25 protein-coding genes are annotated in these 26029 nt (G+C 63.3%); 14 read left to right on the forward strand and 11 right to left on the reverse strand.

Features of this window, described 5'->3' with window-relative positions:
• Window positions 1–69 precede the first annotated feature (69 nt).
• Window positions 70–423, reverse strand: a complete 354-nt coding sequence (locus tag AC3CBN_RS18395) for a hypothetical protein (RefSeq protein ID WP_488634431.1) — start codon at window positions 421–423, stop codon at window positions 70–72.
• 228 nt (window positions 424–651) lie between these two features.
• Here AC3CBN_RS18395 and AC3CBN_RS18400 point away from each other — a divergent pair, with 228 nt between their 5' ends.
• The 3 genes from AC3CBN_RS18400 to AC3CBN_RS18410 all read left to right on the forward strand — a co-directional run bounded on the left by AC3CBN_RS18400 (window position 652) and on the right by AC3CBN_RS18410 (window position 3095).
• Window positions 652–1533: a 23S rRNA (adenine(2030)-N(6))-methyltransferase RlmJ gene (locus AC3CBN_RS18400; RefSeq protein WP_488634432.1), complete on the forward strand. Its 882-nt coding sequence runs from the start codon at window positions 652–654 to the stop codon at window positions 1531–1533.
• 91 nt (window positions 1534–1624) lie between these two features.
• Entirely contained in the window at window positions 1625–2140 is a 516-nt protein-coding gene (locus tag AC3CBN_RS18405; protein ID WP_488634433.1) for a Slp family lipoprotein, read from the forward strand.
• A gap of 46 nt (window positions 2141–2186) precedes the next feature.
• Window positions 2187–3095 (forward strand): cation diffusion facilitator family transporter, encoded by a 909-nt coding sequence (locus AC3CBN_RS18410; protein WP_488634434.1) that lies wholly within the window; start codon window positions 2187–2189, stop codon window positions 3093–3095.
• An 8-nt stretch (window positions 3096–3103) separates the two neighbouring features.
• Here AC3CBN_RS18410 and AC3CBN_RS18415 read toward each other — a convergent pair whose 3' ends face one another.
• Window positions 3104–3499, reverse strand: a complete 396-nt coding sequence (locus AC3CBN_RS18415; RefSeq protein ID WP_488634435.1) for a VOC family protein — start codon at window positions 3497–3499, stop codon at window positions 3104–3106.
• On the reverse strand, window positions 3496–4044 hold the full coding sequence (locus AC3CBN_RS18420; RefSeq protein WP_488634436.1) for an MmcQ/YjbR family DNA-binding protein: 549 nt from the start codon (window positions 4042–4044) through the stop codon (window positions 3496–3498). Before AC3CBN_RS18420 ends, AC3CBN_RS18415 begins: the two co-directional genes overlap by 4 nt.
• A gap of 33 nt (window positions 4045–4077) precedes the next feature.
• Here AC3CBN_RS18420 and AC3CBN_RS18425 point away from each other — a divergent pair, with 33 nt between their 5' ends.
• The 5 genes from AC3CBN_RS18425 (at window position 4078) to AC3CBN_RS18445 (ending at window position 11061) form a co-directional block, all read left to right on the forward strand.
• Window positions 4078–4683: a GNAT family N-acetyltransferase gene (locus AC3CBN_RS18425; protein WP_488634437.1), complete on the forward strand. Its 606-nt coding sequence runs from the start codon at window positions 4078–4080 to the stop codon at window positions 4681–4683.
• 117 nt (window positions 4684–4800) lie between these two features.
• Window positions 4801–8256, forward strand: a complete 3456-nt coding sequence (gene mfd, locus AC3CBN_RS18430; protein ID WP_488634438.1) for a transcription-repair coupling factor — start codon at window positions 4801–4803, stop codon at window positions 8254–8256.
• 230 nt (window positions 8257–8486) lie between these two features.
• Window positions 8487–9404, forward strand: coding sequence for a LysR family transcriptional regulator (locus AC3CBN_RS18435; protein ID WP_488634439.1), 918 nt, complete (start codon window positions 8487–8489; stop codon window positions 9402–9404).
• 58 nt (window positions 9405–9462) lie between these two features.
• Window positions 9463–9891 (forward strand): VOC family protein, encoded by a 429-nt coding sequence (locus AC3CBN_RS18440; protein ID WP_488634440.1) that lies wholly within the window; start codon window positions 9463–9465, stop codon window positions 9889–9891.
• A 12-nt stretch (window positions 9892–9903) separates the two neighbouring features.
• Window positions 9904–11061, forward strand: a complete 1158-nt coding sequence (locus tag AC3CBN_RS18445) for a calcium:cation antiporter (protein WP_488634441.1) — start codon at window positions 9904–9906, stop codon at window positions 11059–11061.
• Between the two features lie 80 nt (window positions 11062–11141).
• On the opposite strand, the gene egtD is transcribed toward AC3CBN_RS18445, so the two are convergent.
• Window positions 11142–12134, reverse strand: a complete 993-nt coding sequence (gene egtD, locus AC3CBN_RS18450) for an L-histidine N(alpha)-methyltransferase (RefSeq protein WP_488634442.1) — start codon at window positions 12132–12134, stop codon at window positions 11142–11144.
• The gene (gene egtB, locus AC3CBN_RS18455) at window positions 12131–13384 is read right to left on the reverse strand and encodes an ergothioneine biosynthesis protein EgtB (protein ID WP_488634443.1); all 1254 of its coding nucleotides are present in this window, start codon (window positions 13382–13384) and stop codon (window positions 12131–12133) included. The genes egtD and egtB overlap by 4 nt, the downstream gene beginning before the upstream one ends.
• 215 nt (window positions 13385–13599) lie before the next feature.
• Here egtB and AC3CBN_RS18460 point away from each other — a divergent pair, with 215 nt between their 5' ends.
• Window positions 13600–14028, forward strand: a complete 429-nt coding sequence (locus AC3CBN_RS18460) for a DUF6491 family protein (protein WP_488634444.1) — start codon at window positions 13600–13602, stop codon at window positions 14026–14028.
• An 82-nt stretch (window positions 14029–14110) separates the two neighbouring features.
• Here the strand turns inward: AC3CBN_RS18460 and AC3CBN_RS18465 are convergent, their stop codons facing one another.
• The 3 genes from AC3CBN_RS18465 to AC3CBN_RS18475 form a co-directional block, all read right to left on the reverse strand.
• Window positions 14111–14473, reverse strand: coding sequence for a hypothetical protein (locus AC3CBN_RS18465; protein WP_488634445.1), 363 nt, complete (start codon window positions 14471–14473; stop codon window positions 14111–14113).
• A 125-nt stretch (window positions 14474–14598) separates the two neighbouring features.
• Complete coding sequence (rlmKL, locus tag AC3CBN_RS18470) at window positions 14599–16794, reverse strand: bifunctional 23S rRNA (guanine(2069)-N(7))-methyltransferase RlmK/23S rRNA (guanine(2445)-N(2))-methyltransferase RlmL (RefSeq protein ID WP_488634446.1); 2196 nt, start codon at window positions 16792–16794, stop codon at window positions 14599–14601.
• Window positions 16791–17318, reverse strand: a complete 528-nt coding sequence (locus AC3CBN_RS18475) for an alpha/beta hydrolase (RefSeq protein ID WP_488634447.1) — start codon at window positions 17316–17318, stop codon at window positions 16791–16793. Before AC3CBN_RS18475 ends, rlmKL begins: the two co-directional genes overlap by 4 nt.
• An 85-nt stretch (window positions 17319–17403) precedes the next feature.
• Between AC3CBN_RS18475 and AC3CBN_RS18480 the strand changes: the two genes are divergently transcribed.
• The 4 genes from AC3CBN_RS18480 (at window position 17404) to AC3CBN_RS18495 (ending at window position 20259) form a co-directional block, all read left to right on the forward strand.
• On the forward strand, window positions 17404–17994 hold the full coding sequence (locus AC3CBN_RS18480; protein WP_488634448.1) for an N-acetylmuramoyl-L-alanine amidase: 591 nt from the start codon (window positions 17404–17406) through the stop codon (window positions 17992–17994).
• Window positions 17995–18066: 72 nt separating this feature from the next.
• Window positions 18067–18930 carry an acyl-CoA thioesterase II gene (tesB, locus tag AC3CBN_RS18485; RefSeq protein ID WP_488634449.1) on the forward strand — a complete coding sequence of 288 codons (864 nt, stop codon included), beginning with the start codon at window positions 18067–18069 and terminating at the stop codon, window positions 18928–18930.
• A gap of 123 nt (window positions 18931–19053) precedes the next feature.
• Window positions 19054–19446 carry a hypothetical protein gene (locus tag AC3CBN_RS18490; protein ID WP_488634450.1) on the forward strand — a complete coding sequence of 131 codons (393 nt, stop codon included), beginning with the start codon at window positions 19054–19056 and terminating at the stop codon, window positions 19444–19446.
• A gap of 102 nt (window positions 19447–19548) precedes the next feature.
• On the forward strand, window positions 19549–20259 hold the full coding sequence (locus AC3CBN_RS18495) for an arginyltransferase (protein WP_488634451.1): 711 nt from the start codon (window positions 19549–19551) through the stop codon (window positions 20257–20259).
• Between the two features lie 35 nt (window positions 20260–20294).
• Here AC3CBN_RS18495 and adhP read toward each other — a convergent pair whose 3' ends face one another.
• The 3 genes from adhP to purT form a co-directional block, all read right to left on the reverse strand.
• Entirely contained in the window at window positions 20295–21332 is a 1038-nt protein-coding gene (adhP, locus tag AC3CBN_RS18500) for an alcohol dehydrogenase AdhP (protein ID WP_488634452.1), read from the reverse strand.
• A gap of 132 nt (window positions 21333–21464) precedes the next feature.
• Window positions 21465–22985: an FMN-binding glutamate synthase family protein gene (locus AC3CBN_RS18505; protein ID WP_488634453.1), complete on the reverse strand. Its 1521-nt coding sequence runs from the start codon at window positions 22983–22985 to the stop codon at window positions 21465–21467.
• A gap of 183 nt (window positions 22986–23168) precedes the next feature.
• Window positions 23169–24350, reverse strand: a complete 1182-nt coding sequence (gene purT / locus AC3CBN_RS18510) for a formate-dependent phosphoribosylglycinamide formyltransferase (protein ID WP_488634454.1) — start codon at window positions 24348–24350, stop codon at window positions 23169–23171.
• Window positions 24351–24496: 146 nt separating this feature from the next.
• Here purT and AC3CBN_RS18515 point away from each other — a divergent pair, with 146 nt between their 5' ends.
• Window positions 24497–26011, forward strand: a complete 1515-nt coding sequence (locus AC3CBN_RS18515) for a transglutaminase-like domain-containing protein (protein WP_488634455.1) — start codon at window positions 24497–24499, stop codon at window positions 26009–26011.
• The last annotated feature ends 18 nt before the right edge of the window (window positions 26012–26029 follow it).

Genomic DNA, 26029 nt, shown 5'->3' on the forward strand with positions numbered 1-26029 from the left:
GTCAGTCGCACCCACGTCGCGGGTGCGTCGAGTCGGCCGAAGCTTCGGCCCCTTGCAGCGAACGGAGAATCAGGCGACCGGCGGTCGCAGCGGGGGCTCGTAGACGGGTTGTGGCGCCACTTCGCGGCTTGGCTTCCAACCTGCGCTTTCCGGCTGTACCTGTGTCAGGCCCTGGGCCAGGTTCGCCGGCACGTTGGCGGTTGCGTGCGCGCAGCAGCTATCGGTAGCCATCGTGGTGGGGTGCGCCGATTCATGACCATGCGCATCCATGCCGTGATGCATGCTCATGCCTTGGGATGAGCCCATCGATGCATGGCAGCTGGCCTGCGCCCACGCGACACTGGCCAGCGCCAGCCACGCGCACAGCGCCAGCGCGAACAGGGCGCGGCAACGGCGTAGGCGATGGAACAGGTGGCGGGTCATGGGAGGGAGAATAGCCATCCGCCGGCCTGTGGCTCAACTCTGGAGGTGGCTCCATTGGGTATGGAGTGCTCACTTGTAGCGGCACACCCCGCCAACAAGCCAAGGGAGCGGAGTGTGAAGACTCCGCGGTCGCGCGCAGAGCGCGCTCTTAAAAGGTGAAGGAAAGGCGTTCAACGCGATCGACCGCCCTGCCCTTATAATTCCCCACCACCAGGCGCCCGGAAGCCCATGAACTATCGTCACGCCTACCACGCCGGCAATTTTGCCGACGTCCTCAAGCATTCAGTGCTATTCGCGCTGATCGAGGCGCTGCAATCCAAGCCCACGCCATTTGCCTTCATCGAAACCCACGCTGGCAGCGGCTGCTATGCACTGGATAGCGTCGAGGCGGGCAAGACCGGTGAATACAAGGACGGTATCGTCAGGCTGCTGTTCCCCGACCTGCGCCCGTCCGTGGGACATTCGCAGGCGCTGCCGCCGCTGCTGCGCCGCTGGCTGGATGCCATCCTGAAGCTTCCTGGCAACGAACACGGGCTCAAGCTCTATCCCGGTTCGCCGCTGCAGGTGGCAAACGCCCTGCGCGAAAGTGACAGCGCCCAGGTATGCGAGCTGCATCCAGAGGAAGCCTCGCGCCTGCGCGACCTGTTCCATCACGACCAGCGCGTGCACGTACACCAGCGCAACGGCTACGAAGCGTTGAAAGCGCTACTTCCCCCGAAGGAAAAGCGCGGCCTGGTGCTGATCGACCCGCCGTATGAGGCGCAGGACTCCGAATACCGCGTGATCGAACAGACGATCAAGATGGCGATGCAACGCTGGCCCACGGGCGTCTATGCGATCTGGTATCCGATCAAGCTGCGCAGCCAGGTGCAGCCGTTCCACCGCTGGCTGCAACGCAGCGGTGCGCGTCGCGTGCTGCGCGCAGAGCTGCTGGTACACCCTGACGACTCGCCGTTGCGCCTCAATGGCTCGGGCATGGTCATCCTCAACGCACCGTGGAAATTCGACGATGCGCTGCGTGACTCGTTGCGCGTGATGGCGCCACTGCTTTCGCAGGAAAAACCGGCCCAATGGCGGCTCGACTGGCTGGTGGAAGAAGCCGCCGCCTGAAAACAGGGCGACACGCCACGCCCCTGTCTACCGTCCTCACCGCAGGACGGCTAAGCTCATGACATCCAAGCCCACAAAGCCGGAGTCCGCCATGTCCGCCCGTCTAGCTTCCTACCTGCTTCGTGGTGTCGTTTCCGCCAGTCTGCTGGCACTGGCTGCGTGTGCGCCGGCGCCGATCTACAAGCCCTCGGCCAACACCGTCGCCGTCGCGCCCAACATGGTGGCGCAGGCACCGGACCACTATGCGAACGCGGACGTGATCTGGGGCGGCCGCATCGTGGAAGTGCACAACTTCAACGACCACAGCGAGCTCGAGATCCTCGGCTATCCGCTCGACAGCTCGCAACGTCCCAAGGCGGACAACGGCGGCGGCTGGGGGCGCTTCATCGCGGTCGTGCCGGGCTATGTCGAGTCGTTCGACTATCCCTCCGGCTCGCTGGTCACGCTGGCCGGTCGCATCACCGGCAATCGCAATGGCAACGTGGGCGAAGCCGGCTACGTGTTTCCGACGGTAAGCGTGGCGCAGGCTCACGTATGGACGGCTGCCGAGATGGATAGCGGCAAATCCAACGTGAGCTTTGGCATCGGGGTGGGCGTCGTTCACTGACGGTTGGTGCCGTTTACACTATGGCCTTCGTCCAAAGGAATGCACGATGTCCGGCCCCGCCAATTCACTGAGGGCGATCCTGATCGCCCTCGGCGCCAACTTCGCCATCTTCGTCAGCAAGCTGGTCGCTGCCTGGATCACGGGCTCCGGCGCCATGCTGGCCGAAGCCGTGCACTCGTTGGCCGACTGCGGCAACCAGGGCCTGTTGCTGCTGGGCATACGCCAGTCCGGTCGACCGCCTTCCGATGAGTACCCGCTGGGCTGGGGGCGCGCACTGTATTTCTGGTCGTTCCTGGTGGCCATGCTGTTGTTCAGCGTGGGCGGCATGTTTTCCATCCGCGAAGGCATCCACAAGCTGAGCCAGCCCGAGCCGTTGAGATTGCCATGGGTGGCGGTGGGCGTGTTGGCCTTCGGCGTGGTGGCCGAATCCATCTCCATGTATGGCTGCCTCAAGGAAGTGAACAAGGCGCGCGAGGGCCGCAGACTGTGGCGCTGGTTCCACGAAACGCGTTCCAGCGAACTGCTGGTGATCTTCGGCGAAGACCTTGCTGCCCTACTCGGCCTCACGGTGGCGTTGGGGGCGGTACTCGCCACCATGATCACCGGCAACCCTATCTACGACGCCGCAGGCACCATCGTCATCGGCGTGCTGCTGATGATCGTTTCGTTTGCCATCGCCTACGAGGTCAAAGCGCTGCTGATCGGCCAGGGCGTGGAGCCGAAACGGCGTGAAGAAATACTGGCCTTCGTCAATGCCCGCCCTGAAGTGGCCGTCGTGCTCAACCTCATCACGCTGCAGATGGGTCCGGACGTGATGGTCGCGGTGAAGGCGCGCATGTCGCCTGCACCGGACCAGACTTCGCTGATCGCGGCCATCAACAATGTGGAGCGCGACATGAAGGCCGAATTCCCGGATATCCGCTGGAGCTTCTTCGAGCCGGACGAAGTCGACTGAGTCGCAGTTCAGCTCGTCTTGAGCTGCAGCAGATCCCACTTGTTGCCATAGAGGTCCTGGAACACCACCACGGTGCCATAGGCCTCTTCGCGCGGCTCCTCGCGAAACACCGCACCGGCGGCTTTCATGCGCTGGTAATCGCGCCAGAAATCGTCCGTGTGCAGCAGCAGGAACACGCGCCCACCGGTCTGATCACCCACCCTTGCCGACTGTTCTGGCGTTGAAGCTTTCGCCAGCAGCAGTCGCGCCTCGTTGGCACCCGGCGGCGATACGATCACCCAGCGCTTGCCACCGCCCATGTCGGTGTTCTCGATCAGAGTGAAGCCGAGCACGCGCGTGTACCAGTCGATGGCTTCGTCGTAATCAGCCACGACCAGGGCGATGCTGCCTATATGTTGCTTCACTTCGTTTTTTCCTTGGACATGGGCCATGGCCCCAGTTCCGTTTGCAGCTTCTTGGTGAGTTTGGCGCGCACCAGCCCATAGGCCGTGCGGATGAAATCTGCCAGCTCGGCCGTGGTGAAACGCTGCGGCTCGGTCACGGAGACCCAGTGCGCGCGTGCCATGTAGGGGGCCGGCATCATACCCGGCTGGTCGGTCAGTTCCAGAAACCGTTCGTCCGGCACCTTGAACGAAAGCCGGCCGCCTTCGCTGCCGTCTGTCGGTGTGACCACGAACATCTTGCCGCCCACGCTGAAGACAAGATCGGCACCCCATTTGATGTCCCGCGTCACCCCTGGCCAGCGGCCGCACAAGGCCTCCAGCTGCGCTGCCGTCATGCCTTTTGAACTTGCTGCCATGGTTTTCACTCTCCCTCGACGCCCGAAAATCCCCGGTGGCGCATTCTGAACCAGCCGGCATGTCACGCGCTTGGGCAGCACCCCGCCATACCGCAATGCGATGCGACATAAAGCCTCCAAAGAACGCCACATATAAGTACTTTTGTTCATGTTGCGGCGCACACAATACGCTAAAGTATGGACATGACTCCCGCTATCGACCTCACCAACAGCCGGCGCGCGCTTCCCCCGCGCAGCAGCGAACGCTTCGCCCGTCCGCGCCTGGTCGAGCTGCCCCGCCCCCAGGGCGAGATGGTCCACACGCACGACGGCCGGGCACTGCGCCTGCGCAGTATCGAACCGGGCGATGTGGCCGCTCTCAAGCGCCAGTTTTCCCGATTGTCTCCGGAAGACATCCGCCGCCGTTTCCTGCACTCGATGGGCGAGCTGCCTGAGCCCATGGCACAGCGCCTGTGTTGCATCGATCCGGCTATGGAAACCGCTCTGGTGCTGATGGACGAAACGGTGCAGCCCGCCGAGCTGCGCGGTGTCGGCCGCATCTATGTGGACCAGGCCGCCAACAGCGCGGAGTTCTCCGTGCTGGTGGAGCCTGACTGGACCCGCCAGGGCCTCGGCGCATTGTTGATGCAGCAACTGGTCGACGACTGCCGCCGCCGCGGGGTGGATGAGATCTGGGGTTACGTGCTGCTTGAGAATCGCCCCATGCTGCACCTGTGCAAGGAGATCGGCTTCGTCCGCCGCCTGACTCCAGAAGAACCCGGCACCACGCAGATCTCGCTGCAGCTCTGAAGCTGGCCAGAATTCGTTCGATGTGAACTTCCGCCCCGGCCTGCCGGGGCGGTCGCGTTACACTTGCCCGCTTTCCCGGCGCGGCTCGATGGCGGCGCCCACGATCCCAGCGTCCGCATGGCCAATACGATTCCGCACCCGTCCCTGCCCACCAGTCCCAAACAGCGCCGTTACTGGACGTCGCCGCACGGTTCCTCACGCGCCCTGCTGGTCGCCGAAGCTGCTCGTTCACACGAAGGCTTGCTGGTAGCGGTCACCCGCGACACCCAGCGCGCTCACGCGCTCGAGGATGAGCTGCGGATATTCGCGGGCAACCTGCCAGTGCTGCATTTCCCCGACTGGGAAACGCTCCCCTACGACGTGTTCAGCCCGCATCCGGACATCGTCTCGCAGCGCGTCGCCACGCTCTATCAGCTGCCCAGCACGCAACGTGGCGTGCTGGTGGTGCCGATCGCCACGCTGATGCAGCGCATCTCCCCGCGCAGCCATATCACCGGCGCCGGGCTGATGGTGAAGAAGGGACAGAAGCTGGAGCTGGCTGCCGAGCAGCGCCGGCTGGAAGCCGCCGGCTATCGCAATGTGCCGCAAGTGGCCGAGCCGGGTGATTTTGCCGTGCGCGGCGCGCTGATCGATATTTTCCCGATGGGTGCGGCCGAGCCTTATCGCATCGAGTTGTTCGATGACGAAGTGGAATCGATCCGCAGCTTCGACCCGGAAACGCAGCGCTCGCAACAGCAGGTGGAATACATCGAACTGCTGCCCGCTCGCGAGTTTCCACTTACCGAGAATGCCGCCAAGGATTTCCGCACGCGCCTGCGTGAGCGCTTTCCCATCGATGTGCGCCGCTGCCCGCTTTACCAGGACATGAAGGAAGGCGTCACGCCCGGCGGCATCGAGTACTACCTGCCGATGTTCTTCGAGCAGACCGCCACACTGTTCGACTACCTCGCCGACAGCGCGGTGTTCCTGCTCGGCGAAGGCGCGCTGGAGTCGGCCGAGCAGTTCTGGACCCAGACCGGTGAGCGCTATGACCAGCGCGCCCACGACATCGAGCGCCCGGTACTACCGCCGGCCGAACTCTATCTGCCCCCCGATCTGCTGCGCGAACAACTCAACAAGCGTCTGCGCGTGGAGCTGGTGGAAAGCGGCCACGAGCATGCGCTGCCAAGCGGCACCCAGCCGGCACCTGAGCTACCGCTCACCCGCAAGGGCGAAGAACCTGGCACGTCGCTGCGTCACTTCCTATCGAACTATCCGGGTCGCGTGCTGATCGCCGCCGACTCAGCCGGTCGCCGCGAGGCGCTGATCGAGCAGCTGGCCAGTGCCGGCCTGAAGCCCGACACGGTGGACGGCTGGCAGGCTTTCCTGGCGGGCAGCGCCAAACTGCGCCTGGCGATCACCATCGCCGCGCTCGAACAAGGCTTTGCCCTCACCGAGCCCGCACTTACCGTTCTTACCGAGCGCGAGCTGTTCGGCGAACGCGTGCGTACCGAACGCAAACGCCGTCGCGGTGCAGCGCGTGATCCAGAAAGCATCATCCGTGATCTCACCGAGCTGACCATCGGCGCGCCCATCGTGCACGTTGACCACGGCGTGGGTCGCTATCAGGGCCTGGTGTCCATGGAACTGGGCGGCATGGAGGGTGAGTTCCTCACCATCGAATACGCCAAGGGCGACAAGCTCTACGTGCCGGTGGCGCAGCTTGGCCTGGTCAGCCGCTATACCGGTACCGCGCCGGAGCTTGCGCCGTTGCATTCGCTGGGCGGCGATGCATGGGAGCGCGCGCGCCGCAGGGCCGCGGAAAAGGTGCGCGACGTCGCTGCCGAACTGTTGGCCATCTACGCGCAACGCGAGGCGCGCGGCGGCGAGTCGTTGTCGATCGACCGCCAGCTGGTGGAGGAGTTTGGCGCGAGCTTCCCGTTCGAGGAAACACCCGACCAGCAACAGGCCATCGACGCCGTACTCACCGATCTTGCCGCGCCGCGCGCGATGGATCGCGTGATCTGTGGCGATGTCGGTTTCGGCAAGACTGAGGTGGCGCTACGCGCTGCCTTCGCCGCCGCCACCGCCGGCAAGCAGGTCGCCGTGCTGGTGCCCACCACCCTGCTCGCCCAGCAGCACTATCGAAACTTCGCCGACCGCTTTGCCGACTGGCCGGTGCGCGTAGATGTGCTGTCTCGCTTCAAGTCTTCCAAGGAAGTCAACGAAGCACTCAAGCGCCTCGCTGACGGCCACATCGACGTGATTATCGGCACGCACAAACTGTTGCAGCCGGACATCAAGTTCAAGAACCTTGGCCTGGTAGTCGTGGACGAAGAGCAACGTTTCGGCGTGCGTCAGAAGGAGCAGCTGAAGAAGCTGCGCGCAGAAGTGGATCTGCTGACCATGACGGCCACCCCGATCCCGCGCACGCTCAACATGGCCATGAGCGGCCTGCGCGATCTTTCGCTGATTGCGACCCCGCCGGCACATCGCTTGGCCGTGCGCACATTCATCGCGGCGTGGGAGCCGGCCCTGATCCGCGAAGCATTCCAGCGCGAGCTTGCGCGCGGTGGCCAGGTGTATTTCCTGCACAACGAGGTAGACACCATCGAGCGCGCTACGCGCGAGCTGCAGGAATTGATCCCCGAGGCTCGCATCGGCGTCGCTCACGGCCAGATGCCCGAGCGCGAGCTGGAGCGCGTGATGGCGGATTTCCACCGCCAGCGTTTCAACGTGCTGGTGTGCACCACCATCATCGAAACCGGCATCGATATTCCCACCGCCAACACGATCATCATCAACCGCGCTGACCGCTTTGGCCTTGCGCAGCTGCATCAGCTGCGTGGCCGCGTGGGACGTTCGCATCATCGTGCGTATGCGTACCTGGTGGTGCCCGACCGCAAGGCAATGACCGCTGATGCGGAGAAACGACTGGAAGCGCTCGCCTCGCTGGAAGAACTCGGCGCCGGCTTCACGCTCGCCACGCACGATCTGGAAATTCGCGGAGCGGGCGAACTTCTGGGCGACGAACAGTCGGGCCAGATCCAGGAAATTGGTTTCGGGCTCTACACCGAGCTACTGGAGCGCGCCGTGCGCGCACTGAAGTCCGGCAAGCTGCCCGACTTCGATCTCAGCAGCGAACACGAGACGGAAGTGGAACTGCACCTGCCCGCGCTGATTCCCGACGACTACCTGCCCGACGTGCACACACGCCTGACGCTGTACAAGCGTATTGCCAGCGCGCGCAACGACGATCATCTGCGCGATCTGCAGGTGGAGATGATCGATCGCTTCGGCCTGCTGCCCGATCCGGCCAAGCAGCTGTTCGCGGTGGCCGGGCTCAAGCTGATGGCCACGCCGCTGGGTATCCGCAAGCTCGACTTCGGCGCCAATGGCGGGCGCATCACGTTCCGCGACAAGCCGGAGGTTGATCCCATGGCGATCATCCGGCTGATCCAGAGCCAGCCTCGCGTGTACAAGCTGGATGGCCAGGACAAGCTCAAGGTGAACCTGGAGTTGCCAGGCGCCACCGAGCGTATTCGCTCGGCTCAGGAAGTGCTGGTGCAGCTGGGTGCACGCCGACCCAGCTGATCGCGAAGTTGCCCAGTCGCGCTGCGCAAGACATCTCAACGCATCGTCACCCCAGCGGCTTTCAACGGCCGAGGTGCCGCTCAAGCTGGGATCCAGCGCCTTCGCCAGGTGCTAAAGGCACTGGATTCCAGCTTTTGCTGGAATGACGATCGTGAAGTCATTCGGCACGTTCGGCAGACCAGCAGCGACTGCCGTACCATCACCCGGGAACTCGTTCGAAGGAGTCGAACATGTTGTCCGAGGACGAACTGGCCTTGCTGGAAGCCATCCGCGAAAGCGGCAGCCTTTCCCGCGCTGCGGCCCGGCTCGGCAAGGCACCCTCCACCGTATCGCATGCGGCGCGTCAACTTGAGGCGCGCTTCGATGCGCTGCTGTTCGATCGTCGTCGCTATCGTCTTCAACTCACGCCTGCCGGCCAGCTGCTGACGCTGGAAGCGGCGCGTCTGATGCAGGATGTCTCCCGGCTGACACGGCGCGTGAAGCAGATTGCCAGTGGTTGGGAAGACCGACTGTGGATCGTGACCGACGAAGTGCTCGAGTTCGAGATCTTCACGCCAGTGATTCACGCCTTCGACGCGCTGCAGTCCGGCGTGGCGTTGCGCATGACCAACGAAGTGCTGGGCGGCACCTGGGAAGCCCTTCGCGATGGGCGTGCCGACATCATCGTCGGCGCCACCAACGAGCCGCCCGCCATCCCCAAGCTGCGCTGGTTCGAGTTGGGCGTCATGGAATGGGTATTCGCCGTATCGCCGCGACACCCATTGGCCAAGGCCACGGAACCGCTTGAGCGCGAAACCTTGGCACTGCATCGCAGCGTGGTCGTCGCCGATTCCTCCCGTAGTTCCTCCGGCCGTGCCTATGGACTTGTCGGTGGCCAGGCCACGTTGGCCGTGCCCAGCATGCGGGCAAAGATCATGGCCCAGCGCCAGAACCTCGGCGTGGGCTGGCTACCGCGCCAGCGGGTGGCCGGCCTGATCAAGCGCGGCGAACTGGTGGAAAAACGAATGGCCGATCCACGCGAACCCAATACCCTCTATGTCGCCTGGCGTGGCGATCACGAAGGCCGCGCCCTGTCGTGGTGGCTGGAGGAATTACGTCAGCCACGACTGGCCAAGCGCCTGATCAAGGGGCTGGAGATCACCGACTGAAAACATGGTGTGCGGCAGTGTGCACGCACCAATCCGCAGCGCAACGAGAGCCCCAACCGTGATCCACAATCGCTCCATGCCACCGGGTGTCGTCGTACCCGAACTCGCCTATGTTGACGTGGCAGCGGCGGCGGCATGGCTATGTCGTGCCTTTGGTTTCCGCGAACGCCTTCGCATCGGCAATCATCGAGCGCAACTGATGTTCGATGGCGCATCGATTGTTGTCACGCAACGCAACCCGGCCATGAGCGCCGCCGATGTCGCGCACGCCCCGCACGCCATCATGCTGCGTGTGTCCGATGTGGATCGTCACCACGCACATGCCATCGAGAGCGGCGCCAAGGTCAGCAGCCCGCCCACGGATTATCCTTATGGCGAACGCCAGTACGCTGCCGAGGACATCGGCGGTCATCGCTGGGTGTTCTCGCAATCGATTGCCGATGTGGACCCCGCCGATTGGGGTGGCACTCTGTTCCAGGTTCCATAAGCCGGAGACTTTATGATGCAGGACGCACCGCCATCGGCCGAAGGCCTGCCCATGTTCAGGGCGAAAATGCTCATCCGTCCGGCGATCGCATGGATCACGGTCACCCTCTTTCTGATATTCGGCTCGGACTGGATGGCTCACCTGAGTAGACACGAAATCGGCCTGTCGTTGTTCGCGTGGCTGTTCCTCGTGATCGTGTGGGTGGCCTTCGGCGTTGTTCACGAGGCAGAGGAACTGGCGGGTCTGCTTGGAGAACCGGTTGGCACGCTGGTACTCACGCTCTCCATCGTGATTATCGAAGTCGTGCTGATCTCGGCCGTGATGCTGGGTGCGGGCGATACCGCCACACTGGCACGCGACACCATGTTCGCGGTGCTGATGATCGTGCTCAACGGTGTGGTGGGCCTTGGCTTGTTGATCGGCGGCATTCGCCACCACGAACAGGCGTTCAACCTGCATGGCGCCTCGGCGTACCTCGCGGTGATCATCCCGCTGGCTACCATCGCGCTGGTGCTGCCCAACTTCACCACGTCCACATCCGACGGCTCGCTTACCTCGGTGCAGGCCGTCGCGTTCTCTCTCCTCACCATCGCGCTCTACGGCATGTTTCTGTGGCTGCAGACAGGCCGGCACAAGGGCTATTTCGTGGCGCCGAAGTCCGACTCGTACGTCAACGAACCGGAAGAACCACCACCGCCGCCACGCAAGCCGCGCAAGGGCGAGATGGCTTTCCATGTGGCGCTGTTGCTCATCAACATCCTGCCCATCGTGATTCTGTCCAAGAGCCTGGCCAAGATATTGGACTACGGCATTGCCGCCACGGGTGCGCCGCATACGCTGGGCGGCATCATCATCGCGATGCTGGTGTTCACGCCCGAAGGCATCGCGGCGCTGATCGCCATTCGCAGTGACCAGCTCACTCGCGCCATCAACCTGTGCCTCGGCGCTGCGGCATCCACCGTTGGCCTTACCGTGCCGGCCGTGCTCGCCATTGGCCTGCTTACCGGCAAGCCGGTGGTTCTCGGCCTACCGCCAGCCAGCATGGTGCTGCTCGCATCCACCCTCGTGCTTAGCAGCCTTACCTTCTCGGGGTGGCGCACGACGATGCTGGAAGGCGCCGTGCACCTTTCCATGTTCGCGGTGTTCCTGGTGCTGGTATTCAGCCCTTGAGGTGAGTCGCGCAAGGAGATCGCGCACTGGTTTTCTCCAGCGGGGCTTCGCTCGTTTGCGGGATCGCATCCCGTGCGCGATCAGCCGCCGCGTCCGTGCGTCCCCACCCGAACCAGGTAGTACACCGCAAACATTTCCTGCGGGTCCGTCCATGCGTGCGCCACTTCCAACCCCGCCTTGGCCGCCAGTGCGGCGAAGTCTTCGTGCGAATACTTGCAACTGTATTCGACCTGCATGGCCTCTTCCGGCACAAACGCCACCTGCTGCTTGCCAACACGCACCTTCTGCTCGCGCGTGCTGACCAGGAAGGTTTCGATGCGCCCCGCCATGGCGTTGTAGTGCGCGCGATGCCGAAAGGCGGCAAGGTCGAAATCGCTGCCGATCTCGCGATTCAGGCGCACCAGCATGTTCAGGGTGAACTCGACGGTGATGCCCGCGCGGTCGTTGTACGCCGCCTCGATGGTCGCTGGGTCTTTTTTCAAATCGGCACCAATCAGGATGCCACCGGCCTCGCCCATCTCATTGCGCATCTTTCGCAGCAGCTCGGACGCTTCGCGTGCCTCGAAGTTGCCGATGGTGGAACCCGGGAAATACAACACCGTGCGCCGCGCCGCGCGCGGTGGAATGGGCAGCCGCAGAGGTCGCGTGAAGTCGCCCGCGAGTGGCTGCACGGCCAGCAATGGGAACCGCTCGGCCAGCGTCTGCACGCATCGGCGTAACGGTTCCGGCGAGATCTCCACGGGCACGTAAGCGACCGGCGCGTGCAGATGTTCCAGCAGCATGCGCGTTTTCACGGCGTTGCCGCTGCCGTATTCCACCAGCCGCACATCCTCACCGATGACATCGGCCATCTCCGCCGCGTGCGCCTCCATCAGGGCGATTTCGCAACGGGTGAGGTAATACTCCGGCTGCTCGCATATCGCCTCGAACAAATGCGAGCCGCGTTCGTCGTAGAACAACCAGGAAGGCAAGCGCTTGGGTTGCGCGTGCAGGCCGCGCTGAACGATGCCAGTCAGTTCATCGACAGGCGGGCGGCGGTCGTCGTCACGAAGATCACAGGCTTGCATACTCATCGGTCTTGCCCCAATCGAATCCCCATGAACTGCCAGCGTGCATGGGGTGGAAAGAAATTCCGGTAACTCGCGCGGATGTGTTCGCGTGGCGTCGCGCAGGAACCGCCGCGCAACACCCACTGTCCGCACATGAACTTGCCGTTGTATTCGCCGAGCGCGCCAGCCAGTGGCCGAAACCCCGGATAACTCACATAAGGCGACGCGGTCCATTCCCACACGTCGCCGTACATTTGCAGCAAGCCCAACGCCTGGCCTGCGGCGCGCGGATGGAACACCTGCCCGTCGAGCAGGTTGCCCTGGACCGGCATCCCAGCCGCCGCGCTCTCCCACTCGGCCTCGGTTGGCAGGCGCGCACCAGCCCAGCGGGCGAATGCGTCCGCCTCGTAGTAGCTCACGTGACTCACCGGCGCGTGCGGATCGATCGTCTGCACGCCAGCAAGCGTGAACTCGCTGGCGAGATCCTCCTGCCAGTACAGCGGTCGATGCCACTGTTCGCGGCAGACGGTGTCCCAGCCATCGGACAGCCAAAGCGAAGGTTCGCGATAGCCGCCGTCATGCACAAACGCGGCGTACTCCGCGTTGGTCACCAGACGGTTCGCCAGTGCGTGTGGTTGCAGCAGAGTCCGATGCCGCGGCGATTCGTTGTCGAAGGAAAAACCTTCGCTGTCATGACCGATCTCGATCACGCCATCGCGCCCCGTAATGAAGTCGAGCGACGCGGCTTCCGTGACATTGCCGGGCATCATGCGCGCGGTATAGGCCGGCAGCAGCGGATTGGCAGCGAAGGCATGCTTGATATCGGTAAGCAGCAATTCCTGATGTTGCTGTTCGTGCTGCAAGCCCAGCTCGATGATCGCCAAGGTTGATGCATCGACACCCGCCAACAGTCGCTCGCTTACCGCATCATCGATGCGCTCGCGATAGTCGTGGATCTGGGCATTGCCCGGGCGCGACAGCAGGCCACGCCGGGGACGCGCGTGCATCGGACCCACCGTCTGATAGTACGAGTTGAACAGGTAGTGCCATTCCGGGTGCACCGATCGGTAACCGGGATCCCGCTCCAGCACGAACTGCTCGAAGAACCAGGTGGTATGCGCGAGGTGCCACTTTGCCGGACTGGCGTCCGGCATGGACTGCACCATCATGTCCTCGGCACTCAACGGGGCACACAGGGCTACGCTGCGGGAGCGGATTCGCCGGAATCGCAGCAGCAGCGCCTCGGCTTCTGGGGCCGACCGCGCCAAGGTCATTGTCGCCCCCGGCACGGAAAGCCGACACGCCCGTTGCCACGGGACGCATCCGGGTTGCTCTGGTATCTGGCGTCACGCAGCAACATGGGCGCACCATGCCGCAGCGACCGTTCACTTCTTGTGATGCGCCGATGGCGAATGATTGACAGTGCGGTATACGGCAACACGGTGTATGCGTTTGACAGAAGTGTCCCTTCCAATCGTGAGGTGACCGTATGAAGACCCCCGCTTTCCTTCTGTTCGCAGGCGTCCTGGCCGTCTTCGCCTTGCCGGCGGCCGCGGACGGCCCAGGTCAGACACCAGCGTACACGCCACTGCGGCCCGTCAGCGAGTGCCTGCGCCCCGATCGCATCAACGAATGGTATGTGGTCGACCCCAGCACGGTCGTCGCACGTACGGGCCCGGATCGCTACCTGATCAAGCTCCAGGCCCGCTGCCCGCAGCTTGGCATCGGGCAAAGTCTGCGTTTCCGCGCCAACCGATCCAACATGGCGGCGGGCATGGGCGCCCTGTGCGGCGAGGCCGGTGAAACCGTTGCCTCGCGCGACCAGCCGCCGTGCGCCGTGCAGTCGGTGGCCAAGATCGACAAGACGCAATTCGACCAACTCACCACCAAAGCAAGCCAGCACGGCACGTTGCCGTGATGCACTTGCGTTGACGGCACCTGAAACGACGAAGCCCGGCAAAAGCCGGGCTTCGTTGAATCTATGTACGAGCCGACTGTGATCAGTGACCGTTACCGTAGTGGCGATAACCACCGTGATTGTAGTAACCGCCGTGATTGTAATAGCCGCCGCGACGGTAGTAACCCGGGTGGCCGCCCACGATAACCGTAGCGCCGACCGCAGGGCCGTAGCCGTAGTAGCCCGGCGCAGGCGCATACACCACCGGAGCCGGTGCGTAGACCACCGGGGCCGGCGCGTAAACCACAGGTGGCGGTCCATAGTAGCCCACACCAACCACTGGCAGACCGATACCCACGTTCACGCTCACATGGCCAGCGAAGGCCGGTGCAACGGCGATACAGCCAACCAGCATGGCAGTCGCCAGTGCAACGCGCTTGACGGTGGAAATCTTTGTCTTGTTCATATCTTGTCTCCCAAGGGAGGCTTGATCCCGATAGAAGGGCTCGATACTGCCTTCTATCGCTCTTTGCCGGTGTCAATGCTCGGACTTTTGCGCTGAATCGGCACTGAGCAAAATACCCACATCGTTCAGCGTTTTCCCTGTTTGCGGACGTAGCTCACACTGTCACTCCAAGGCGACTCCTGGGGGTGCAGCCGCAATAGCCAGCAGCCATGGATATCTGACCGGCGGGTAAAGTCGAACGGGATGCTGGCCGCGCTCCAGTCATCGATACTGAACCGTTCAGCCAATGCTTCACTATCGAGCTTGAACCGACGGAAATTGTTGGAAAACACGATCACACCGTCCGCCGTCAGACGATCGGCACAGGCGAGCAGCAAACGGACGTGGTCGCGCTGGACATCAAAGTCATCCGCCCGCTTGGAGTTGGAAAACGTCGGAGGATCGACATAGATCACCCCGTAACGTTCTCGGTCACGCTGCAGGAACACCATGGCATCTTCCTGCATCAGGCGGTGCCTGGCGCCGGTGAAACCATTCAGCGAGAGGTTGCGCGACGCCCAATCCAGATAGGTGGCTGACAGGTCCACGCTGGTGGTGTCGCGCGCGCCGCCAGCTGCCGCATAGACGCTTGCGGTAGCGGTATAGGCGAACATGTTCAGGAAGCGCCGGCCTTCCACCAGCTCGCGCACCTTGGCGCGCACCAGCCGGTGGTCGATGAACAGGCCGGTGTCGAGGTAATCGGTGAGATTGACCAGGAAACGCAGGCCGCCTTCGGCCACTTCGACGAACTCGCCGCGCTGGTCGAACTGGCCGTACTTGGAGCCACCCTTGCCGCGCTCTCGCGTCTTCAGCGCGATACGTTCGCGCGGCACACCGAGCACCTCACCGGCGACGCGCACGATCTCACGCAAGCGATGTCGTGCGGTCTCCGCAGGGATCTCCGCCGGCGCCCGGTACTCCTGGATATGCAGCCAGGGTTCGCCGCCCTCGTTGCCATAGACGTCGACGGCTGCGGCGTATTCAGGCAGATCCTGATCGTATGCACGCCAGCACTGGATACCTTCGCGCTCCAGCCGCTTGCGCACGTGGCGCAGGTTCTTCTCCAGTCGGTTGCGCAGCATCTGCGCACCTTCGGACAATGGCTTCACTTCCCGTGGTGCGTCGCTACGGGCATGCAACTCGAAAACCAGCAGCACGGTTTCCAGCGCGCCGTTGTACAACGCGTACTTCTTCTCCGCGCGCAACGGTATGGCGTGTCCCAGTTCCGCATCGCCCGCCAGCACGGCGGCACGCCAGCCAGCAAAGCGGTCGCGCAAGGTTTCGCCCAAGGTGCGATAGAGCCGTGGCATCTCGGCCCGCTCACCCAGGCGCTCGCCGTATGGCGGGTTGGTGATGACCAGGCCGCGATCGTAGCCAGGCGGAGGCGACACGTGGGTGGCGTCATGCTTGTCCAGCGTGAGGAAGCCGGCCACGCCCGCTTCCTGCGCATTGCGTTTGGCCGTCTGCACCATGCGCGGGTCGGCATCGCTGCCGAAGAAGCAACTGCGCAGGGCACGCAAGCCGGTTTCTGCGCGCTGACGGGCCTCATCCAACAAACCACGCCACACGGCGATGTCGTGTTGCGCCCAGCCCAGGAAACCGTAGTACTCGCGGTGCAGGCCCGGCGCCACGTCGGCCGCCATCCATGCGCCCTCGACCAGCAGCGTGCCCGAGCCACACATGGGATCGAGCAACGCGCCGCCTTCGACGTAGACTTCCGGCCAGCGTGCGCGCAGCAGCATGGCGGCGGCGAGGTTTTCCTTCAGCGGGGCTTCGCCCTGCAGCTCACGCCAACCACGACGATGCAACGGTGCTCCGGCAAGGTCGAGCGACAGCGTGGCGCGGTCCCGGCGCAAACGCAGGTTGATGCGTACGTCGGGCTCTTCGGTATCCACGCCGGGACGCGAACCATCGCGCTGGCGAAACTGATCGACCACCGCGTCCTTCACACGCTGGGCGATGAATTGGCTGTGGGTGAGCTTGCTTAGCGCAGAGTTCGCATCCACGGCCAACGTGGCATGGGAGGCGAGATGGCGTGACCAGTCGATGGCCTGCACGCCTGCATAAAGCGCATCGTCCGTGGCTGCGTCGAACTCCGCCAACGGCATCAGCACACGGCTGGCCAGGCGCGACCAAAGGCAGGCGCGGTAGGCGGTTTCCAGCGTGCCGGCAAAGTGCACGCCAGCCAGCGCTTCGCGCACGTCTTCGGCGCCTAGTGCAACGAGTTCGTCGCGCAGCAGGTATTCCAGGCCCTTGGGGCAGGTGGCGAAGAAGGCGCTCATGCGGCAACGGCCAATTGATCAAGGAACAGGCGGAACTGCGCAACGATGTGGTCCACGCTGCCGCCCAGGCGATGATCGTCATCGACCATGATCAGCGGCAGGCGCCGGCGGCCGGCAAACGCCAGCACACCTTCTGGCGGGCACACGTCGTCCTGCCAACCGTGATACAGCAGGGTTGGCACATCTGCGCGCGCATCAAAAGCCTGCTGGTAACCGGGAATCTCGCTAGGCGTGGCAAGCAGGAACAGGCCCGCTACCGGACGCTGCAACGACGCGAGGCCGGAAACAAACGAACCCATGCTCGATCCCACCAGCACCGGCGGCGTATTCAGTGTGTCGATAGCGGCGAGCAAGCGCGAAATACGCGGCTCAATCGAGCCGGCATGGCCCGGCGCATCGTCGCGGCGATAGTCCGGCCGCTGGGTCTGCCAGCCGAGCGTTTCGGCAAAGGCGGCCATTACACTGACCTTGGTGGCGTCCGGACCGGAGTCCGATCCGTGCGAAAGAATGATCTGGCCGCGCATAGCGGTCTCCGAAACTGCATCCATCAGGCCGCGCATGGTAACAGGCGGCGTTCCACGACACTTTTGCTCGTGCGAGACTGGCCCGATGCCGATCACCATCCACGACCAGCCCCTGCCCTATGTCTCCCTGCTGCCGGAGCGCCCCGCCAGCGCAGTGGAGCTGGTGGTCATCCACTGCACCGAGCTGCCCGACCTGGCCACCGCCCGTGAATACGGGGAGCGCGTGCTTTATGAAAGCGGCGCGGGCGCCAGCGGCCACTACTACATAGACCGCGACGGCACGATCTACCGTTACGTGCCCGATACCCGGGTGGCCAACCATGTGCGCGGGCAGAACGCCAATTCCATCGGCATCGAGCTGGTGAACCTGGGACGCTATCCCGACTGGTTCAACTCCAAGCACCAGACCATGACCGAACCCTACACGGCAGCTCAGATCACCGCTCTGCGCACCCTGCTGACCCAGTTGCGGCAAGACTTCCCCGAGCTACACCTGATCGCGGGCCACGAGGACCTGGACACCGCCCGCGTGCCGGCCGGCGACGACCCGGCCGTGGAAGTACCGCGCAAGCTCGACCCGGGGCCGATGTTCCCCTGGGCCGAGGTACTCAAGGACAGCGGCCTGCAGCGGATCGGCGTTAATCCACGCATGTCGGCCAACGACCCGACACATTGACTGGACCCCGGTCTGAATCGGTCCGGATAAGGCCGCTATAATCGCCGGCCACTAATCCGCCGAGCGCCACCCATGAGGGAATCCCACGTCCGAGAACTGGTTGATCTACTTGAGCTTGAGCGGCTCGAGGACAATCTGTTCCGTGGCCAGAGCCGGGACATCGGCACGCAGTTCGTATTTGGCGGACAGGTGCTGGGTCAGGCGTTGTCGGCCGCTCAGCGCACAGTCGATTCGGCGCGCGAAGCGCATTCGCTGCATGCCTATTTCCTGCGCGCAGGCGATATCGACGCGCCAATCGTCTATAGCGTGGAGCGCACCCGCGACGGCGGCACCTTTTCTTCCCGTCGGGTGGTAGCAATCCAGCATGGACAGCCCATTCTGAACGGCTCGATCTCGTTTCAGGTGCAGGAGCCAGGCTTCGAGCATCAGATGTCGATGCCGGAAGTGCCGATGCCGGAAGACATCGAACCGATGCAGGCGCTGCCCACAGAGGATCTGGCCAAACTGCCGGAAAAACTCCAGCGCTGGCTGGGCGTGGACTCGCCCTTCGAGTTCCGCCACGTATGGCCCGAGAACCGCCTGCACCCTACCAAACGACCGCCGATCCAACACATCTGGTTCCGGCTCACCGCGCCGATAGATGACAACCCGTCGCTACATCGCGCCCTGCTGGCTTACGCCTCGGATTTCAACCTGATCGGCACGGCGACGCTGCCGCACGGCATTTCCTACTACACCCACAATGTGCAGATGGCGAGCCTGGACCATGCGCTGTGGTTCCATCGCCCATTCCGGGTGGACGAATGGCTGCTGTATTCGTTCGACAGCCCTACTGCGCAGGGTGCCCGTGGCCTGGCCCGCGGCCAGATCTTCACCCGTGATGGCCGCCTGGTGGCCTCGACCGCTCAGGAAGGCCTGATCCGCCTGCGCAACTAAGGCGCCGGACAGCCGTAGTAAAATCTGAGCCGCATCCCGGGCACGGCCAACACCGGCCCGGCAGGTCCGTCGGGCCAGGACTCCCCCTTTTGGCCCGCTCCGGCGACGAACACAGGCTTCCCCATGCGTCAGCTCTACACCTCGCCCCGCCAGGAAAACATCGACCGTGTCGTTGCGCTGCTGGCCGAAAAGGGCATCGAGTGCACCGTCATCAATCGCTCCAACTGGAACAAGCCCAGCTATGAGCGCTTCAGCTACTCCCTGCGTCGGGAAAACCGGGACAACTGGCCCCAGCTATGGGTGAACAGGGCCGACGACTACACCGAGGCCCGTAAGGTGCTGAAAGAACTGGGCATCGAACCTGTCGTGCGGCATGCCGAGGAGCTGGCCCTGGCCCGCAATCCCACGCCAGAAATGCAACGGCAAGGTGTCGCCAGCCGGGTCCGCCGCATCGTCATGCTGGCGATGGCAGGCGCCTTCGTCATCCTCATGCTGAGATATATGGGCGTCATCTGAGAGACGCCAAGCTGAACTGACAGCCCCAGCAAAATGATCTGACGGCGCTTATAGGATTTTTCCTACTCACACGACGGACCGGAGCGGACATAGAATCGGCTCATGCGCTCCGATCGTGTCCGCCTATTCCAAACCCTGCCGCACACGTGCGGCTACTTTGCCGAGCGCACGGCACAGAACCTCGTGATCGACCCGGCCGCGCCACAGCTCGACCAGTTGTACGGCCCGGCGCTGGAACGCGGCTTTCGCCGTGCGGGCGGGCACCTGTACTACCCGTATTGCAGCAGCTGCAGGGCCTGTACGCCCTGCCGGATCGATGTGGCCCACTTCACGCCGGACCGTGCCCAGCGGCGCTGCCTTAAGCGCAATGACGACCTGCAGGTTGTCGAATCGATGGCCGGCTACAACACCGAGAGGCACGTGCTGTATGAGCGCTACTTGCGTCAGCGACACCCTGGCGGGGGTATGGATGAGGCCGATGCCAGTGATTTCAGACGCTTCCTGACGGCGCCCTGGAGTCCCACTCTGTTTCTGGAATTTCATCAGGGCTCTCGTCTGCTGGGCGTGGCCGTAACGGATGTGTGCCTACAAGGTCTGTCAGCCGTCTATACCTTTTACGACCCTGACGAGAACTCACGCAGTCTCGGCACCTACGCCATCCTGCAACAGGTCGCCCTGGCGCGGCGCCGTGGCCTGCCCTGGATCTACCTGGGCTTCTGGATCGCCGGCCACCCAAAGATGGACTACAAGCGGCGCTTCAGGCCGCTGCAGATCCGGACCAGTGAGGGCTGGGTGGAGATGCCCGAGGCTTAGCCCGGGAACCGCCCTGCGTGTGAACGGTGCCGGTATCAGGCGTTGCCGATATCCAACACCACGCGTCCCTGGATGTGGCCCTCGCGCAGGCCTTGCAGTACGCCGTTGACGTCTTCCAGTTTTCGCCGCTCGATGGTCGCTGCCACTTTGCCCTCGGAAGCGAAAGCGACAGCTTCGGCCAGATCCTTGCGGGTGCCCACGATGGAACCGCGGATGGTGAGGCGCTTGAGCACCACATCGAAAATCGGCGTGGCAAAGTCGCCGGGCGGCAACCCCACCAGACTCATCGTGCCGCGACGACGCGTAAAGCCCAGCGCCTGGGAAAATGCCGAAGGCGACACGGCGGTTACCAGCACGCCATGCGCGCCGCCGCCGGTGATGTCGAGCACCTGCTCCACTGCATGTGGCCCTCGCGCATCGACAGTGGCAGACGCGCCGAGCTTGCGCGCCAACGCCAGTTTCTCTTCGGCCACGTCCACCGCCACGACCTGCAGCCCCATCGCCGTGGCGTATTGGATGGCCAAATGGCCAAGACCGCCGATGCCGGAAATGGCGATCCATTCGCCTGGGCGGGCTTCTGTCTCGCGGATGCCTTTGTAGGTGGTCACACCAGCGCACAGGATCGGCGCCATCGAAGCGAAATCCACGTCGCTCGGCAAACGCGCCACATAAGCGGCGTTGCCGATGGCGTACTCGGCGAAGCTGCCATTCACGCTGTAGCCGCTGTCATGCTGCGCTTCGCACAGCGTCTCCCAACCCGTAATGCAGTACTCGCAATGGCCGCACGCATCGTGAAGCCAGGCGATGCCGACCGGGTCACCCATCTTCAGGTTCTCCACGCCTTCGCCCAACACCGCCACCACACCAACACCTTCGTGGCCGGGAATGAAAGGTGGCTGCGGTTTGACCGGCCAGTCGCCATCCACAGCATGGACGTCGGTGTGACACACGCCGCTGCAGATGATCTTCACCAGCACTTCGCCACGAGCGGGAACCGGTACGGGGACTTCTTCGATCCGCAGCGGTTCGCCGAAACGATGGGCAAGGGCGGCTTTCATTGTCTTGGGTGCCATGGCGACCTCCTCTGCAGTTATGAAGCGCAGTTACCCAGCCACTTAATGCAGCTGGGTAAAGGGGCTGACCGCAGCAAGATGCCGCCCATCACGTGATGGACGGGTGACCAGGATCAATGAATCAGTGAACCGTCAGGATCTGGCCGTTGCACGCGGCACGATCGGATAGGGATGCAGCTTGACCAGCGGCACCGAGAGACCGTCATCGCCGACCACGCGACAATGCGTGCGATTGAGCTGTCGCGGTTCTTCGACACCGCAGCTATGCGCGATGATGCCCACCTCATGCATGACGTTGGTGGCGTAATGCGCCACGCGCTCACTCTTGTCGGTGACCACCAGGCCACGCTGCAGTTTCGGATTCTGCGTGGTAATGCCGGTGGGACACGTATTGCGATTGCACTGCAGCGACTGAATGCAGCCCAACGCCAACATGAAACCGCGCGCGGAATTGACGAAGTCCGCGCCCATCGACAAGGCCCACGCCACGTCGTACGCGGTGATGCATTTGCCCGAGCAGATCACCTTGATGCGCTCGCGCAGGCCTTTGACGATCAGCATGTCCACCAGCGCCGGTAACGATTCATGCAGCGGCAGGCCCACGCCTTCCATCAGTGTCTGCGGCGCGGCACCCGTACCGCCTTCCGAACCGTCGACGATGATGAAATCCGGTGCGCTCTCGATGCCGCGCTTTTGCACTTCATCGCACAGCTCGCCGATCCAGTCCAAGCCACCCATCACCGCCTTGAAGCCGACCGGTTTGCCGGTGAGATCGCGAATGTGGCGAATCGCGTCCATCAGCTCGTGCACGTTGCCGATGTCCAGGTGTCGATTGGGGCTTTGCGAATCCTGCCCGGCTGGAATGCCGCGGATGGCAGCTATCTCCGCCGTTACCTTGGCCGCCGGCAGCAAGCCGCCCATACCGGGCTTGGCACCCTGGCCGAGCTTGATGCTCACCATCTTCACCTGCGTGTGCGCGCAGATCGCCAACAATTTGTTGTCGTCGAGCTTGCCATCGGGCGTGCGCACGCCGTACTTGGCGGTACCGATCTCGAAGATGATGTCGCAGCCGCCTTCCAGGTGATAAGGCGCCAGACCGCCTTCGCCCGTATCCATCCAGATACCGGCCTTGGCCGCGCCCCGTGACAACGCACGTACGGCCGGTGCCGAGAGGGCACCAAAGCTCATCGCGGAGATATTGAAGAACGCCGCGTGCTGATACGGCTCACGCGCGTACGGCCCCAGCGTTACCAATCGTGGCTCCACATGTTTCTCGCCGAGCGCCGGAAACGGTGCATTGACGAAGAACGGCACGCCTTCGCCGCGCAGGTCGCGGGTGGAACCGAAGGCGTTGGTGTTGTCCGTGTTCTTTGCTGCGCGATACACCCACATGCGCTGAGCGCGATTGAACGGCAACTCCTCCCGATCACTCGAATACAGGTATTGGCGGAAGAATTCGCCCAGATGCAGGAACCAGTAGCGAAAGTGACCGATAACCGGGTAGTTGCGCAGCACGGAGTTAGTGGTCTGGTTGCGATCCACGACCCAAACCACCAGCACTACCACGACCAGCAATGCCAGCATCAACAGAAACAGAGTGGCGAAGGTTTCGACCACCACGACCAGCCAGTGCGCAAATCCTGTGGATTCCATCGTTTACTCCGCTTATCTGTTTCTCCCTCTCCCCGTTGGAGAGAGGGTTGGGGTGAGGGGTCAATCTTGCGATAAAGCCGGATCGAAGCAGGCTTCGCAGAAATCCTTTCGCAAGCACCCGCCCTTCACCACCTTTAGGTGGCTCACCTCAATCCTCTCCCCAACGGGGAGAGGAAGCAAAGATTAGAGCTCTACGCGCAACGCCTGTGCCGCCGATATCGCCTTCGCCTTGGCCGCCTCGATACCTTCATCGCGCGCCAACGTGACCGCCATGCGACGACGACCTTTCACCGTCGGCTTGCCGAAGATACGCAGCTGCGTGTCGGGCTGGGCCAGCGCCTCGGCCACGTTGAAGTAACGCGGCGCCTCACCCTCGCCTTCCACCAATACCGCGCACGATGCCGATGGCCCAAGCTGGCGAATCGCTGGAATCGGCAACCCGAGAATGGCGCGTGCGTGCAGGGCAAACTCGGACAGATCCTGCGAGATCAGCGTCACCAAGCCAGTGTCGTGGGGACGTGGGCTCACTTCGGAGAAGATTACGCCGTCACCCTTGACGAAAAATTCCACGCCAAATACGCCCCAGCCGCCTAGCGCAGCCGTAATCGCGGCCGCCTGGCGTTGCGCCTCGGCCAGCGCGGCCTGGCTCATGGGCTGCGGCTGCCACGATTCGCGATAGTCACCATCCTCCTGGCGATGGCCGATCGGGGCACAGAAGCTCACGCCGTCCTTGTGGCGTACGGTAAGCAGGGTGATTTCGTAATCGAAATCAACGAAGCCTTCGACGATCACCCGACCCTTGCCTGCGCGGCCACCGGATTGCGCGTAGTCCCAGGCGTGCTGCAGTTCGCCTTCCTGCCGTACCACGCTCTGCCCCTTACCCGAGGAACTCATCACCGGCTTGATCACGAACGGCAGGCCGATGGCCGCCACCGCTTCGCGATATTCCACTTCGGTATCGCAGAAGCGATAGCGCGACGTTGGCAGTTTGAGTTCTTCGGCGGCGAGGCGACGGATACCTTCGCGATCCATGGTGAGCCAGGCGGCACGCGCGGTGGGAATCACGCGCAGGCCTTCCTTTTCCAGTTCGATCAACGTGGGCGTGTGGATCGCCTCGATCTCCGGCACCACGAGATCCGGCTTTTCCTGTTCGATCAACTGCCGCAACGCGGCGCCGTCGAGCATGTCGATCACATGGCTGCGATGCGCCACCTGCATGGCCGGTGCATCGGCATAGCGATCCACCGCGATCACCTCCACGGCATAGCGCTGCAACTCGATTGCCACCTCTTTGCCGAGCTCGCCGGAACCCAGCAGCAATACGCGCAGGGCATGGTCGGAATAAGGCGTGCCAAACGGCTTCATCGATGTCTCCGGGATGTGGCAAAAACCCATTGTAAGCGGCGTCGGTGGGCATCGCGCAGACAATACGCACCACCTGCCGGAAGTCCCATTGACGAATGCCTTGAACCGGCATTGACTGTCACTGCCACCGTCCCCGCGGAGCGATCATGCGCAACCGGACTGCCGTGCTATTGCTGGTGCTGTCGTTGTGCCCCGCCCTCGGGTTTGTCGCCCGGGCCGATACGGTATCGACAGATACGACCTGGATGACTGTCCTGCTGGGCGGCCGCAAAATCGGTCATCTGCAGATTGAGCACCAGCGTGCGGGTGACGTCGTCACCACGACACAAACCCTGGTGATCGAACTCAACCGGAACGGCAACAGCGTCCCCCTTGGTGTCATGACTCGCAGCGTGGAAAGCGCCAACGGCCTGCCACTGGGCTTCTATGCACGCAGCACCCTGTCGTCCACCGACAGCACGGTTGAAGGCAACCGACAGCCAGACGGCAATTTCGCGGTAACCAGCACGGTTGGTGGCGCGGCACGGCAGACCACGCTCAGCTGGCCGCCCGGTGCCGTGCTCAGTGAAGGCCAGCGACTGGCACTGGTGAATGCCATCGGCCGCACCGGGCAAAACTACACGATGGACATGTTCGACCCGGCCAGCCAGGCGGTAGCGCATGTGGACATGCAGGTTATCGGCAACGAGAAGGTGGCCCTGCCCGATGGTCTGGTGGTTCTCAATCACCAGCGCCAGGTACTGCGGACGCCCCGCGGCGAGCAAACCATGGATCTGTGGCTGGATAACCAGGGACTGGCCCGCAAGGGCACCTTGACCATGCTGGGGCACGAACTGGAGATGCTCGCCTGCACTCAACAGTGCGCAATGGCGCCCGTACAGAGCGTGGACATGTTTCGAGTGGCCATGGTGGATTCGCCGCGTGTGCTTCCCGCTTACCTGCGAGGCTCGTTCCTGCGCTACCGGATCCATACGCCAGTGGGCAGCCCGCAACCCGTCATAAGTACCGACGAACAGCACATCACCAACCTGGGACATGGCGACTGGCTGGTCGATATCGGCAACCCGCAGCCAGGTGGCGAGACAGCGCCAACCCCCGACGACACGCTGCCCAACGGCTGGGTGCAATCGGACGCAACGGTGATTCATCAGATGGCGGCAAAGGCTGCAGGGGATGCGCAGGACGATCTGCAAAAGATGCGTCGCCTGCGCAGCTTCGTCAGCGACTACATCACCCAGCACGGGCTGGATGTCGGTTATGCCTCGGCACTGGAAGTGGTGCGTACCCGTGAAGGCGACTGCACCGAGTACGCGGTGCTGCTGGCAGCCTTGGCGCGAGCCGAAGGGATTCCGACGAGGATCGTCACGGGGATGGTCTACGCAGATCGCTTTTCCGGCGCCTCGCGCGTCTTCGTGCCCCATGCCTGGGTGCAGTCCTGGGTGAATGGCCGCTGGCAGAGCTTCGATGCCGCGCTGCGTCGGTTCGACAGCAGCCATATCGCGCTGGACGCGGGCGATGGCGACCCCTGGCATTTCTTCAACGTTGCCAACCTGTTCGGCCAGATGCACATCGAGGAAATCACCCCGACGTCGGAACTGGCGGGCATTCTCCCGCCACCTTCGTTTGCCGGTCCCCCGGCGAGTTCCAACGGCGGGAAGTAAGCAAGGTCACTTGCATAT

Source organism: Dyella sp. OK584, from assembly GCF_057787755.1.

Bases quoted from the DNA above. Each gene is read 5' to 3' on its own strand.
- tesB (WP_488634449.1), top strand. From the start codon at position 18,067: ATGAGGGAATCCCACGTCCGAGAACTGGTTGATCTACTTGAGCTTGAG.
- AC3CBN_RS18425 (WP_488634437.1), top strand. From the start codon at position 4,078: ATGACTCCCGCTATCGACCTCACCAACAGCCGGCGCGCGCTTCCCCCG.
- AC3CBN_RS18505 (WP_488634453.1), bottom strand. From the start codon at position 22,985: ATGGAATCCACAGGATTTGCGCACTGGCTGGTCGTGGTGGTCGAAACC.
- AC3CBN_RS18395 (WP_488634431.1), bottom strand. From the start codon at position 423: ATGACCCGCCACCTGTTCCATCGCCTACGCCGTTGCCGCGCCCTGTTC.
- AC3CBN_RS18475 (WP_488634447.1), bottom strand. From the start codon at position 17,318: ATGCGCGGCCAGATCATTCTTTCGCACGGATCGGACTCCGGTCCGGAC.
- AC3CBN_RS18405 (WP_488634433.1), top strand. From the start codon at position 1,625: ATGTCCGCCCGTCTAGCTTCCTACCTGCTTCGTGGTGTCGTTTCCGCC.
- AC3CBN_RS18460 (WP_488634444.1), top strand. From the start codon at position 13,600: ATGAAGACCCCCGCTTTCCTTCTGTTCGCAGGCGTCCTGGCCGTCTTC.
- egtB (WP_488634443.1), bottom strand. From the start codon at position 13,384: ATGACCTTGGCGCGGTCGGCCCCAGAAGCCGAGGCGCTGCTGCTGCGA.
- AC3CBN_RS18480 (WP_488634448.1), top strand. From the start codon at position 17,404: ATGCCGATCACCATCCACGACCAGCCCCTGCCCTATGTCTCCCTGCTG.
- adhP (WP_488634452.1), bottom strand. From the start codon at position 21,332: ATGGCACCCAAGACAATGAAAGCCGCCCTTGCCCATCGTTTCGGCGAA.
- AC3CBN_RS18490 (WP_488634450.1), top strand. From the start codon at position 19,054: ATGCGTCAGCTCTACACCTCGCCCCGCCAGGAAAACATCGACCGTGTC.
- AC3CBN_RS18435 (WP_488634439.1), top strand. From the start codon at position 8,487: ATGTTGTCCGAGGACGAACTGGCCTTGCTGGAAGCCATCCGCGAAAGC.
- AC3CBN_RS18515 (WP_488634455.1), top strand. From the start codon at position 24,497: ATGCGCAACCGGACTGCCGTGCTATTGCTGGTGCTGTCGTTGTGCCCC.
- egtD (WP_488634442.1), bottom strand. From the start codon at position 12,134: ATGAGTATGCAAGCCTGTGATCTTCGTGACGACGACCGCCGCCCGCCT.
- purT (WP_488634454.1), bottom strand. From the start codon at position 24,350: ATGAAGCCGTTTGGCACGCCTTATTCCGACCATGCCCTGCGCGTATTG.
- AC3CBN_RS18495 (WP_488634451.1), top strand. From the start codon at position 19,549: ATGCGCTCCGATCGTGTCCGCCTATTCCAAACCCTGCCGCACACGTGC.
- AC3CBN_RS18400 (WP_488634432.1), top strand. From the start codon at position 652: ATGAACTATCGTCACGCCTACCACGCCGGCAATTTTGCCGACGTCCTC.
- AC3CBN_RS18420 (WP_488634436.1), bottom strand. From the start codon at position 4,044: ATGAACAAAAGTACTTATATGTGGCGTTCTTTGGAGGCTTTATGTCGC.
- mfd (WP_488634438.1), top strand. From the start codon at position 4,801: ATGGCCAATACGATTCCGCACCCGTCCCTGCCCACCAGTCCCAAACAG.
- AC3CBN_RS18410 (WP_488634434.1), top strand. From the start codon at position 2,187: ATGTCCGGCCCCGCCAATTCACTGAGGGCGATCCTGATCGCCCTCGGC.
- AC3CBN_RS18465 (WP_488634445.1), bottom strand. From the start codon at position 14,473: ATGAACAAGACAAAGATTTCCACCGTCAAGCGCGTTGCACTGGCGACT.
- rlmKL (WP_488634446.1), bottom strand. From the start codon at position 16,794: ATGAGCGCCTTCTTCGCCACCTGCCCCAAGGGCCTGGAATACCTGCTG.
- AC3CBN_RS18445 (WP_488634441.1), top strand. From the start codon at position 9,904: ATGATGCAGGACGCACCGCCATCGGCCGAAGGCCTGCCCATGTTCAGG.